The organism is Bacteroides sp. 224, assembly GCF_010500995.1.
Taxonomy (GTDB): domain Bacteria; phylum Bacteroidota; class Bacteroidia; order Bacteroidales; family Bacteroidaceae; genus Bacteroides.
Window position 1 is genome coordinate 18383 of record NZ_QVMK01000006.1, and the last position, 12562, is coordinate 30944.

Sequence of the window (12562 nt, forward strand, 5' to 3'; positions counted from 1 at the left end):
TTAATTTATACTGATTGAATTAAACTTTAAGTCCGCTTTTTTTGACAGCGGGCTTGCGGGTTGGTTTGTTCTCGTCCTGCTTCTTTTGTTGATTGTCGGTCGGTTTTTGCTGACCTTGTTTGAGAGGTTCTTTTAAATGCTTGGTCGCTTCATTGGTTTTTCCTTCTGAATTGACTGCAACCTGCGTTTTACTTTCGTTAGCAGGCTTTACTTCCGTATCCTGTTTCTTTGCATAATCGGGATTCCATTTGAAAAAATTCAGTTTGTTTTTTTCAGGATTAACCCTTACCCACGCATTGAATGGTTCTCCCTGACCATCTTTTACCATACCTTTAATATAGGTAGCCTTACCCGCTCTGAGCAGTTCGGTTTGTTTATCGTTCAGTTCAACGCCCAATAGTTTTTTGGGGATAAAAACCTGTTTGTGGATTTCTTCCTGCGAAACATCTTTGGAGGTTTTGGGATTTGTTTCTTTCGCGATTTCCCGTTTCTCCCTGCGGATTTCTTTATTTTCCTGCGCATAACGGTTACGGTCCAATCCGTCATAAGTGAAATCAAATTTTTTGTCGGAAGCATTTATTTGAATGTATCCGTCGAAGAGTGTACCACTGCGAGAGGTCATTCCCTCTATCAATACTTTACGTCCAGCGGCAATATCTAATTGCTGACCTTCGGAGAGTTCAACACCTTTTATCTTGTTGATTGCCTCGATTTGATTTGCAGGGAGAACCTCCAAAACGTTAGTCAGCTTATCAAGAGTCAGATAACAAGGCTCCTTTTTGCCGGGAGCAAACTCCAATTCAACAACTTTTCCGGCATTACCGTTTTTCAAAAGATTTGCTTTTGTTTCTTCATCAAGCAGGATTCCATGAACAGGAATGTTTAAATTTGGTTTTTCCTGATAATAATGTGGAATAACTTTGATTGAACTGTCCGGTTGTTCTTCAAGAGAAACCCTCCCTTTGGTTGGGACTCGAGCACCGCCCGGTTCCAATTCAGGACTCATATCCACCAGTTTGTTGGACTTATGCCCGTATGACATGGCTTTCAAATGAGGTTCCATATCCTCCCAGCGGATACCTTTACGGGCAAGGTCTGCACGATCAATCTTTTCAATGTCTAACGGCTGAAACTGCTGATTTGCGCTTGGACTCACACGGTGTTTCTCCAATTCATCAGGAGGAAAATCTATTTTCACAAGGTTTTCAAGTGTTTCCTTAGCCATCATGAAAATACCCGTGTGGGCGGGATTTTCGGTCTGTTCCATAAACTTTTTGAAAAACGCTTCGACTGCAGAATCGGAAGTGTTTACATTGAGCAGGTCACCAATATTCTTATTGGTCGGTTCGACGGTTTTAATATTTCCGTCCTTGTCCACATCAGTAATGGCTCTTACTTTGCCGTCTTTCACGTCTTCGACGAGCATGATTTTTTTCTCGTCGTTTTTTACTGTTTCGTTCATATCTACGAATGTTTTTTATGTTAGCACCAATATCAGTGCGACTGCGAAAGTATATGTAACTGTTTGATAAGCAAAGAAATAAAACGGGAGTGGGCGAATAAGGAAGCCTACTGGCGGCTTGTGGCGCCGAATTCAATTCGAGGATATTGATTTCAGAAAAACAATGCGAAACAAGAATCATTTTTTTAATAGAAAATATCTATCTTTGTAATTCTTAAATATTTACAATTTATGATTGAGCAATTTTATTCCATTGACCATTTGACTACCAATGAACTAAGGGATTTGTATGATACCTACCGCCCTCAGGGTTGGGTGGATTACGAATATTATGACCGTATGATAGAAGGTGTAACACCGCCGACTCTTTCTGACAATGAAATCATGTTCAATATAGATGCTGCGAGTGATAGAAACTACTTTGTATATATGGAAGGCATGGAAGAAGAGGAAGACGGAGTTATGATTGGTTTCGGATTAACAGAATACCCTTCATACGGAGTATATCTGCACCTTCATAAAAAATTGCTGAAAGATATTGTGAAGAAATACAATCTGACAAAAAAGAATGGTGGACGGGAATGGTTTCCGTTCACTAAAGGAAATTTGAATTGAAAAAACTATAAACAATGAATTGCTATAATCATACTTCTCAATCGGCTGTGGCGCAATGCTCGGATTGCGGGAAAGGGCTGTGTCCCGAATGTACATCACGTTATTCGATACCTATATGTAATACCTGCAATGGAAGGCGAATTTCCGGCGAAAAAAACAGGATAATTAAAGAAATGTTGCTGACATTTGGAATTGGGCTATTGTTCACTATTTTGATTCTTTATTTTGAACATGGGAAGCACCCGAACAATCCAATGATACCCGTGTAGGTACAGGTGTACTTATGCGGGTATTATTATTATTACGAAACTCAAAATTATAACAATATGGCAATTCTTGAATATGAAATAGGCGGTAACGAAGTAAAAATCGATGCCTCCGAGGGTATTGCGAACATTCCCGATAACCGATCCATGGTTGTGGAACACCTTACGGCTGATGAACCCATAACACCGGAAGTTGCGTACAACTTAAAAAAGATCGAGGATGTTTTTGCTCATTTTAATCCGAATATGGACATTGAGTTCGAAAATGAAGAAGGACAACCCGTTAAGGAAAACCTTCGCTTCAATAATGTGGACGATTTCAGTGTTAAGAAAATGACACAGCAGAGTAATTTTCTTGCAGGACTCAGTCAGGAAAAGGATTCTTACGAAGGAATGATAAAACAACTTCGCTCCAATAAAGTACTGCAAAAAGCATTACAGGATCCTGAAACAAAAGCTGCGTTCATTGCAGCCCTCACTTCCTTAAAAAATGAACTCGAAACAGAATAATATTAAAAATCAATAAAACATGGCAGATACCAAAGTGAATGTTGCAACGGAAACAGCACCCGAAGTAACACAACGCACAAAGAAAGACGAAGCCAAAGGATTATCTCAGTCGTTGGATAAACTTTCCAAATTCGGAGGTTTTTCTTTTCTGGAATCTTCAGTAGATGGTGTTCAAAACCTCAATCCTGAACGAAAAGCCCGTAAACAAATATTTCTTACTGACGAAAGTAAACAATCCGAACGCGATGCTTTACGCAATAGTCTGGATATGTGGATTGATATGCTTTCGGGTTCCGAATCCACTTCGGAAATGGTCGATAAATGTAAAGAGAAAGCCGAGTCTGTATCTACGCTTTTAGCTGAAAGTCAGTTGTTCGCGGTTAAATCTGTATCCGAATTAGAGCGGGCTTACAGAAACGTAATGCTTTTCTATAAGAATACGGAAACCGATAAAGTAACCAATGTTACTATTGTCAATGCATCGAAAGAACAGGTAACGGATTTGGATAATTCGCGCTTTATCGATTATGTAGCGGCAGAACTTAAACAGAATTACGACCGCTTGGATCTTCGCACGAATTATTCGTTAATGCTTCTTCCTGGATATTTAGGTTCAAACAAAGTGTTGGAAAAATGGTCTAAAATAGCTTATGCTAATAAAGTACAACTTTTTACCGACTTTGCCGATTTGGACAAACCCGATGACGTTGTTGAAATGTTCTTCAATGCCAATCATGCCGGAGGCGATGTGTTTAAGAGTAATGCAATCATGGCTTGTAACTGGCTGATTGGACGCCCTAAATACAAAGAATTGGGCGAAGAAGACGATTTACATGTTTCGCCTGCCGCCGCTTTGATGGGAAAAGTGTATATGACACGTATGTCACAAGTTGCAGCCGGAAAGAAATATGGTGGATTAAACGAAGTAGACGAAGTAGCTTTCCCATTGAAAAAAAGTGAATTATCGCAATTAGAGCGCATGGGACTTGTTCCGGTGGTAAAAGAATACGGAAAAGTAATGGCTTTTTCTGCTAAAACGCTTTTCAATGGCGATAACCTTGGATTGCAAACCTATTCGGTAGTTCGTGTTTTTGATTATGTTACCAAGGTTTTGTTCGATTTCCTTAATCGTCGTGCCTTTGAAAACTGGAACTCAAAAACAGAGAAAGACCTGCGTGGGCAAATCGTTAAATTCCTTGACAGTATTCAAGGTGCGGATCGTCTGATTAAAGAGTTCAAACTGCTTCGTTTGGAACAGGATAAAGATAAAAAAGACAGTGTTCATTTGAATCTTTATCTAACACCTTATTTTCCGGGCAAGAGTTTCATTATTCAACTTGACGGAACAAAAGGCGACGATTATGTAGATTGGGTTGCAGAATATCAGCAACAATAGTATAATAACACAATGCAGAACGGATGGAGTTTCTTAATCTGAATGAATCGGTACACAACGCGATACGAATAGCCAAAGGAATTGCACGGGATTACTGTAATCCGCAATATAGTCCTGCCCACATGCTTTATGCTTTAATGCATAAGGAAATAGGGATCGAATCCTTTATTTCCGCATTGGGGCAGGACTCCGCGTTTATAAGGGAATGGGCGGAAGTCCGGATTGAAGATATGCCCAAGGCAACTTCCGGCGGCGACATTACGGCTTGTGAACAAATGGCGAATGTATTTGAAAAAGCCGATAACATTCGCTTGCAATGGGGAGCATTGGAAATCAATCCGATATGCGTGTTTACTGCGCTTATTGTCCCCGAAACGGGTTTCAGTGCAGACGAATTAAAATCGTTCCCTCTCAGGGAACGGGATATTCACGATCATTTTCTAAGTGGCGTTTCCACACAAACAGCAGCAATGCACATGCCCGATGATTCGGGCGGTAATATGCCGCTTCCTAAAACGAATCTTCTTAAATATTGTACAAATAAAACAGAAGCTGCTGCTGTGGGAACGGTATACCCCATTGTACGGCGGGATAACGAAACCCGTATGATGATGGAAATTTTGGGACGCCACAGTAAACCGAATGTCTTGATTATCGGTGATGCCGGAGTCGGAAAAACAGCAATGGTCGATGGTTTGGCTTGCAGTATTGTTAAAGGCAATGTTCCACGCTATTTGAAAGATGCCGTTGTCTATGAATTGGACACGGGAACTTTGATTGCAGGGGCTACCTATAAAGGAGAAATCGAAGATCGATTGAAAGGAATTATTAAGGAATTGGAAACAACTCCGGGTGCGATTTTATTTATTGATGAAATCCATGTCCTGATTGATCCCAAACAAGGCAACAACGGAGCAGCAAGCATTCTCAAACCCGAACTTTCCAAAGGATTGATAACCGTTATCGGAGCAACAACCGTTGATGAATATCGTAAACTGATTGAACCCGACCACGCATTTAACCGCCGTTTTGAAGTCCTGCAAGTTTCGGAACCCGACAAAGAATCTACAGTCAGTATGATAGAAGCTGTGCTCGGCAGATATATAGAATATCATGGAATCAAAGTAGATCATGATTCGCTTGGCGATTGCGTGGCATTAGCTAAACGCTACATAAAAGAACGTAGACTGCCCGATGCGGCGATAGATCTCTTAGACAGAACAATGGCTGCTGTGAAATTAATCAACCAAACGGCAAAAACCGATATTACAGAGTTTAGCCGTGAACTAGCAGCTATCGAAGAGAAAAAAGAAATTGCGGAAGAAGACAGAGTGGAGCAATTACGCTTACTGTCCTTCTCCATAAACAGCAAACTCAGTCCTATATTATTAGGACTGCTAAATGCGGAGGGCGATCCCGATAATTTTAATACTGCCGAACAATGGATTAATTATCTGTTAGGCAGATTGGAGAGCCTGCAAAAAATGACCAAAGAACCTATCGAGAAAGTAACTTCACATGAAGTGGCAGCAGTGATTTCAGCTTCAACCGGAATTCCAATCGGAAAAATAGAATCGGGAGAAAAAGAGAAATTGCTAAATATGGAAGATACCTTGCGCCGCAGGGTGGTCGGTCAGGACGGAGCATTAAAGGTTCTTACCGATGCCATTGTCGAATCCCGAAGCGGGATGAACAAACCCGGACAGCCTATCGGTTCTTTCTTCCTTTTAGGACCTACCGGAACAGGTAAAACCGAATTGGCAAAGGCGTTGGCAGAAGCTCTTTTTAACGATGAAAAATCGATGATCCGATTGGATATGTCGGAGTTTAAGGAAGAACATTCAGCAGCTTTACTTTTAGGAGCTCCTCCGGGATATGTCGGCTACGAAGAAGGCGGAGTTTTAGTTAATAAGATAAGGCGACAACCTTATGCCGTAGTGCTTTTCGATGAAATAGAAAAAGCCCATTCGTCCGTGTATGATATTTTTCTTCAAATAATGGACGAAGGAAAACTGCACGACCGCTTAGGTAAAGAGGGAGATTTCTCCAATTCCATTGTTCTGTTTACCTCTAATGTAGGAAGCGAATGGTTGGCAAAAGAAATAACCGAAGGAAGAACACCCGACACAACCAAACTGATGGAAATTATGGCTCAATATTTCCGTCCAGAATATTTGGCTCGTCTGTCAGAAATTGTTCCGTTTGCTCCGATTAATGAAGATATGCTTATCCGTATATTCGATATTCAAATGCGCGACGTAAGCGCATTATTAGACAAACAAGGAATCAAGATTGAAGTGTCGGAAGATGCGAAAAAAATGCTCGCTCATAACGGATTCAATCCGAAATATGGTGCACGTCAGGTTGCCGGAACAATCCGCAGTCAAATTCGCCGACCGATTTCCAAAATGCTGATTTCTGGTAAGGTGACAGCAGGAAACACCATTGTTGTCGGTGTCGATGATAAAGAAGAATTAACATGGGATATAAAACATTAAAAACAGAAAATAATGTTCGGACATAAAAGTTTTTTGAAAATAGGCGAACTCTCCGATGCGAGTATCATGGGACTTTATAAGGATAGTTACGAACTAGATCATTGTTCCTATAACTTTTCGCAAGGAGTAAATTCTGATGGGAAGGCGCAAACAGAAGTTCGTGGAGGCATGATTAATATTGTCATTCCCGGCATACCTCCGCTTGATATTATCGGGTGGGCATTGGATGCCCGTAAATACAACAATGGCATGATTGTTATTTGTGACGATAATGATATGCCATTGGAAAAAATCAAGTTTACAGACGCTGCTTGTATTGCGATGGATATTAGTTATCAGCAACAAGGAGAGGGTTATATAGGCACAAAATTGACTTTGCAAACCAGAGTTTTGTCTGTGGGGCAAGTCTCTTTGAATAAACGTTGGAGCGGATTTGAATAAAAAAGTACAAACATGGACAAATTAAAAGAAATAGCAAGTAATCTTTTCAGCTTCCCCAGAATCGACAGTGAATTGACCGTCTGGTTTCTGTTTGAAGGGAAAGAATATGAAATCAGCCAATTCAATATTGCTTTCAACCAATCGGTCGATTTTAAGGGACAACCTCAAAATGAAGTTCGTGGTGGTCGAATAATGATTACTTTAACCGAAGCTGTACAGGAAAACATCTATGCATGGGCGATGACTTCCTGTGCAAGAAACGGAAAAATCGAATTTCGTTCAAAAACGACGAATTCTCCATTAAAAGTTGAATTTATGAATGCACATTGTGCCAATTTTGAACGAACTATCAATTTAGCTAATGGTCTAAGAACAGTAATTGTTATTTATCCTGAAGAACTTATGATAAACGGGATCAACTTTGATAACAATTGGGTTAAATAATTTGCTTTATGCCGGAAACACCATATAAACCAGAAGACGAATATATATTGCAGGATTCCATATCTTCTTTTAAGGCGTATGTCTCCTCTAATACTCCATACACGGGACCGATAGGTTATCTTCCCGGATATGGATTCTTGGGCTATTCCACCTACCAGCCGGCAGAGATCGTAATCTCCCAGTCGCCGGAGCCGCTGGCTGACCAGCAGAACGGATCTGACTTGGATGTGATTCTTGAGGACGCCGCCCTGATGACCGGTATTTTCGACATCTTCGTCAATGGGTCGGTAGACTTACAAGCAAATGATATCTTTTATTGGGATGAAGTAGATGGAAAATTTGCTAAAACACCTAAATCAAGTTCTTCCCCACGAGCTGGAGGATATCGAGCTGCTACTGAGATGGCAAAAGTCGGCAAGTCTTTCGCAAAAGTAACCACATGGGTCAGTATAGCAATTACAGCGACACAAGTGGGTCGAAATGGTTTGGATGTCAATACAGGAGCTGATATTGTAATTTGCGCTGTCGGTTTTATTCCCGGTGTCGGCTGGATTATTGCGGGAGGGTATTGTATTGCTAATGTAATTGTAAAAGAAACCACAGGGAACTCCATTCCGGAACATGCTAAAGAACAATGGAACGAAAAGGTAGAAAAGCCTCTTGCCCGGAAAATGGGAATGCTGGAAAAATACCTGCAAAACGTGTTTTTCTACGACTGGATGAAATGGATGTATTAAATTTTAATTAAAATAGATGAAATATCTGGGAATCATATTGATATTTATTTCCTTAATAGGATGTAACTTCGAAAAAAAACAAGAACAGCAAGATTCTATTCGGGCACATGAATTATATAATTCGGGATTGTCTTTCAGTTTACAAAATAATCCTGCAAAAGCTTTACCGCTTTACGATTCAGCGATAATACTTCTGCCTAATGAAGGAAAGTTCTATACTAATAGAGGAATGACAAAATATGAATTAGGAGATACCATTGGTGCATTTTCAGACTCATACAAAGCTATTGAACTGGATAGTTTAGATGCTGTAGCTTATCAAAATTTAGGCGTTATTTATGGAGACATGGGAGAAGATTCAATTAGTCTTAAATATGCAGAAAAGGTTTGGGAATTACAGCCAACAATAAATAATCTATATAACATAGGTATACAGAAGTACATGTTGAAAGATTACGAAAGATGTATTTCTATATTTCTGGAATATTTAGCTGATAATAAAACTCCATTTAGAGACATGGCATTCTACTACTTGGGTAACAGTTATGCCGAACTCAACGATAATTATAATGCTCAACGCTGTTGGGATAAGGCTAATGAGATTGCAGGATACGATTTTAAAACAGATATGGATAAAACAAAGAAATAAACAGATATGCCCACTTACCTCCACATACATAAATCACGTACCGACTCTCCGCAAAATCTTTTTCGGGAGCGATACGAAGTACGACATTTCGATTACGAATTGCGTAGAGAAACAAACTCCAAAGGAGAAATTATTTCGGACGTATTGGGTGGAGTTGTGCGTGTTATTATGGACGGATTCGGCGACAATGGATTGTTTCATTGGCTTTTTCGTCCCGATGTGGAAGAAAACGGCGAAATCGTTACAACAGATGAGCATGAGAGAATCATTGAAAAGTTCACTTTTGCAAAAGCGAAAGCAAAGGGATACAAGTTGCATTTTGATGCATCGGTAAAAACCTCTGCTGTTTCTATCCTTACGATTGAAGCAAAGGAGATAACAACCGATAACGATTTATTTTTTGAAAGGAAATAAGCATGGGATTTTTCAGCAATATATTCAACAGAGGGAAAGCCTATACGGATAAAAGTATAGCGCCTGCGCATGCCTGTGAAATGGAAATTGACGGAAAAAAGCATTTGCTGTTGGAATTTGATATGGATTTCAGTACCGCAACAGCCAACCGTTATATTCCCATGTATGCTGTGTTTGCCGATAAAATATCTCCCGAACTCGAATCGTGGATTACACGGAGCAGTAAAAGGAAAGACGGCATCATTAAGTTTTTTCGAAACAGCGACAACTTAAGCGAAGGAGCTGTATTTACCCTCTCGTTTTCGGATGCGGTCTGTAAAAGCTATAAAAAATCGACACGCGGCGACAATCCCGTTACCACTTTAGTGTTGGCGGCAAAGCATATAAAACTGCAAGACGAAGAATTTTTAATGAATTAATATGAAAGACAAAGGATGAAAACTTATGAACTATCGGAATTTTCCTTTTTGCTGAAACTTGGTCTGTGGACAGGCGGCGAAGTGATTGGCTTGGGTTATGTTTCGTCGGCAAATAAGGTTTCGTCCAACGAAAACACAGCAGGCTTATCAGGAATAGAGTTAAGCAGCGGTGTGAGATTGGAAAAACAGGAAATGACGGGAATGAGTGATATGGATTTAATTTTCTCCGTCTATGAACCCTACAGGGGAACATACCTGTTCTGGTCAGTTTCGACAAATTATACGAGTAATCTTGAAGAGGTGTTATTTGCGTCTGCTCAACAAAATGAAAATATAAAAAGAAAAAGTACGGGTAGAACATATACTTCTTTTAGAAATAAGAGTAAGTACATTGATCACAGAACAATAATGACTCGGTCAGGGAAGATAAATATATAAGAACGATGAACTTCTATAAATTGCCATTGGATATAAGCAAGTTCTTTTCCGAATCGGGAGGAACATTGGAGCAGTGCAGCGAATTGGAATCGATAGACCAATACCTTGCACTTATCCTGACTACACGCCATGGAGAGCATAGCTTTGATTCGTTGTTTGGGACACGATTATGGGAAATGGATTTTGAAAATATAGTATCGAGAGCCACTTGGGAAGAAAAGTTCACCAACTATGTGAAAGAAGCCATTGAAAAATATGAAAAACGCTTGAAAAATGTAGAAGTTAAAATCGATGTAAAAGATGTAGTACGCGAAGAAACGGCAGTACAAGGATTCAGTGTCCGCAAACGAGTCGATGTTATCATTCTGGCAACAGTAATATCAAGCAATAAACACCATGGTTTCAAACATGTACTTTATTTAGGTCCATTATCAAGAGATTAAATTATGGGAATGAGACAAAATACATATACGAAAGAAAGCATAAAAGCACGAATGTTTAAGCGAGTGGCAGCCTTGTGGAATATTCGCAATACGGATATGCTCGATCCTGTAGTCAAACTGCTTATCGAAGTCCTTGCCTCTGAAATATTTAAACTTTCGGGAGAGTTAAACGATGTTGAAGATCGGGTTGTCGAGAAATTGGCGAGTGCATTTACACCGTCTCACATGATGGCGGCATCTCCTGCTCATGCCATAGCTCACGCCCGCGCTTTAGAAGGAAGATTCGAAATACCTTCCGATGCGGAATTTGTCTATAAAGATCCGCATTTTATTCAAAAACACAACCTACGCAAATTGTCTTTTACCCCGACAATAACCGTACCTGTTATAAACGGAGATGTAGCCGCTTTGATTTCGCTGGGAAAATACTATGAAGTATCGCCCCGAAGCGGACGTGAACATACGGCAAACGGTATTCGACAAAGTCCGTTATATACCCATACGGCATGGATAGGCTTGGAAGTTTCAAAAGAAGTCGAATCTCTCAAAGATATTTGTTTTTATTTTGATTTTCCTCTTTTGGACAGCACTGAAAACTATCTACGATTGATTAATCACAGTAAATGCTATTCGAGAAAGAAAAAATTGGCTATAACTTCGGGGCTGCCTTCTGACTCTACCGATGTTGGCGTTTTCGGGTTATTCGATCCGATACGTCACCTAAACGATGAAATTTCGGGAAAATACCATAATCATTTTATTACATTAACCGAAGACATACAGACAAGCGATTTGAAACGCGAAGCCGTTCCCGAAGAAATCGTTCATTTGTTTGATGAAGGAACAATTAATAAATTACGTGACGACTTGATATGGTTGAAAATTGTATTTCCTCCCGCTTTTGACGATACGGCTTTGTCACAAATGACCGTGCATATAAATTGCTTTCCTGTAGCAAATGTTTACAAGAAGCAAACCTCAGTTACGGCAACTCAGCTTTCTTCCATAATTCCCATTGAGAAAGAGTACAATGAGTATTACCTGTTTATGAACTCCGTAATCGATTCACATAACAACCTGTATAAACAGGTGCAGAATCATGACGATAATAATGTTGCAGGAACTTATATGATTCGCCGTGGTGGAAGTGAGCGTTTCAACTCACTCAACGCCCGCGATTTTCTCGAAAGGCTTTTGGATTTATACAGAGATGAATCGATTGCATTTTCTTCTATCGACCGCGATATTTCGACCACCTCGCAAAGCCTGATAGAGCATTTATCGCAATTTGAAAAGAAATTGGAATCCTATGATAATGATGCAGAACTTACCTCCTACCTTATTTTAAGTTCCGATATATCGACACGAATCAAACTGACAATGCGTTATTGCCTGACTAACGGAGCAATAGCCAATCATATCCGTTCGTCTGAAATGCTCGAAATTCCGCAGATATCCGATATAAATCCGGCATCAATTACACTTATGACCGCCACACGCGGAGGTCGTAAATCCCCGCCTGAATCCACCCGCAAGGATATTTACAAATACCTTCTCACAACAAGAGACCGCATTTATACAAAAGATGATATCCGAATGTTTTGCAAGTGCTATTACGGCGATTGTTTTGAGAATGTCAGGATTGAAGACAGTTACGAAGTGAGCAGCAAGCCCAAACAAGGCTTTGTGAAAACCATGAATATCATATTGGAAGGAACAAAAGAGCGGTTTTTGACCGATCCTGAACTTCTCAAAAGGGACATTTATTCAGGATTAACACAGCGTTCTCCCGAAGATTTTGAATATAAGATAGTTATTAATTAAGAATTA

At 40.0% G+C, this 12562-nt stretch carries 14 protein-coding genes; 13 read left to right on the forward strand and 1 reads right to left on the reverse strand.

Going from position 1 to position 12562, the window contains the following annotated elements; genetic code table 11:
* Positions 1 to 19 precede the first annotated feature (19 nt).
* The gene (locus D0T60_RS05155) at positions 20 to 1462 is read right to left on the reverse strand and encodes a DUF3945 domain-containing protein (protein ID WP_163217086.1); all 1443 of its coding nucleotides are present in this window, start codon (positions 1460 to 1462) and stop codon (positions 20 to 22) included.
* Between the two features lie 231 nt (positions 1463 to 1693).
* Between D0T60_RS05155 and D0T60_RS05160 the strand changes: the two genes are divergently transcribed.
* The 13 genes from D0T60_RS05160 to D0T60_RS05220 all read left to right on the forward strand — a co-directional run bounded on the left by D0T60_RS05160 (position 1694) and on the right by D0T60_RS05220 (position 12556).
* Complete coding sequence (locus tag D0T60_RS05160; protein ID WP_163217087.1) at positions 1694 to 2077, forward strand: hypothetical protein; 384 nt, start codon at positions 1694 to 1696, stop codon at positions 2075 to 2077.
* 326 nt (positions 2078 to 2403) lie between these two features.
* Positions 2404 to 2853 (forward strand): type VI secretion system contractile sheath small subunit, encoded by a 450-nt coding sequence (locus D0T60_RS05165; RefSeq protein ID WP_163217088.1) that lies wholly within the window; start codon positions 2404 to 2406, stop codon positions 2851 to 2853.
* A gap of 19 nt (positions 2854 to 2872) precedes the next feature.
* Positions 2873 to 4249 carry a DUF5458 family protein gene (locus D0T60_RS05170; RefSeq protein ID WP_163217089.1) on the forward strand — a complete coding sequence of 459 codons (1377 nt, stop codon included), beginning with the start codon at positions 2873 to 2875 and terminating at the stop codon, positions 4247 to 4249.
* Positions 4250 to 4272: 23 nt separating this feature from the next.
* Positions 4273 to 6747, forward strand: coding sequence for an ATP-dependent Clp protease ATP-binding subunit (locus D0T60_RS05175; protein WP_163217090.1), 2475 nt, complete (start codon positions 4273 to 4275; stop codon positions 6745 to 6747).
* 12 nt (positions 6748 to 6759) lie between these two features.
* A complete protein-coding gene (gene tssD, locus D0T60_RS05180) occupies positions 6760 to 7188 on the forward strand; it encodes a type VI secretion system tube protein TssD (protein ID WP_163217091.1) in 429 nt (142 codons plus the stop codon).
* Positions 7189 to 7200: 12 nt separating this feature from the next.
* Positions 7201 to 7632, forward strand: coding sequence for a type VI secretion system tube protein TssD (gene tssD / locus D0T60_RS05185; protein ID WP_163217092.1), 432 nt, complete (start codon positions 7201 to 7203; stop codon positions 7630 to 7632).
* Positions 7633 to 7640: 8 nt separating this feature from the next.
* Positions 7641 to 8369: a hypothetical protein gene (locus tag D0T60_RS05190; RefSeq protein ID WP_163217093.1), complete on the forward strand. Its 729-nt coding sequence runs from the start codon at positions 7641 to 7643 to the stop codon at positions 8367 to 8369.
* Positions 8370 to 8385: 16 nt separating this feature from the next.
* Entirely contained in the window at positions 8386 to 9018 is a 633-nt protein-coding gene (locus tag D0T60_RS05195; RefSeq protein ID WP_163217094.1) for a tetratricopeptide repeat protein, read from the forward strand.
* A 6-nt stretch (positions 9019 to 9024) separates the two neighbouring features.
* Entirely contained in the window at positions 9025 to 9432 is a 408-nt protein-coding gene (tssD, locus tag D0T60_RS05200; RefSeq protein WP_163217095.1) for a type VI secretion system tube protein TssD, read from the forward strand.
* Positions 9433 to 9434: 2 nt separating this feature from the next.
* Positions 9435 to 9851 (forward strand): type VI secretion system tube protein TssD, encoded by a 417-nt coding sequence (gene tssD, locus D0T60_RS05205; RefSeq protein WP_163217096.1) that lies wholly within the window; start codon positions 9435 to 9437, stop codon positions 9849 to 9851.
* A 15-nt stretch (positions 9852 to 9866) separates the two neighbouring features.
* Positions 9867 to 10289 carry a hypothetical protein gene (locus D0T60_RS05210; protein WP_163217097.1) on the forward strand — a complete coding sequence of 141 codons (423 nt, stop codon included), beginning with the start codon at positions 9867 to 9869 and terminating at the stop codon, positions 10287 to 10289.
* 5 nt (positions 10290 to 10294) lie between these two features.
* Positions 10295 to 10732: a GPW/gp25 family protein gene (locus D0T60_RS05215; protein ID WP_163217098.1), complete on the forward strand. Its 438-nt coding sequence runs from the start codon at positions 10295 to 10297 to the stop codon at positions 10730 to 10732.
* Between the two features lie 9 nt (positions 10733 to 10741).
* Positions 10742 to 12556 carry a type VI secretion system baseplate subunit TssF gene (locus D0T60_RS05220; protein WP_163217099.1) on the forward strand — a complete coding sequence of 605 codons (1815 nt, stop codon included), beginning with the start codon at positions 10742 to 10744 and terminating at the stop codon, positions 12554 to 12556.
* Positions 12557 to 12562: the final 6 nt, after the last annotated feature.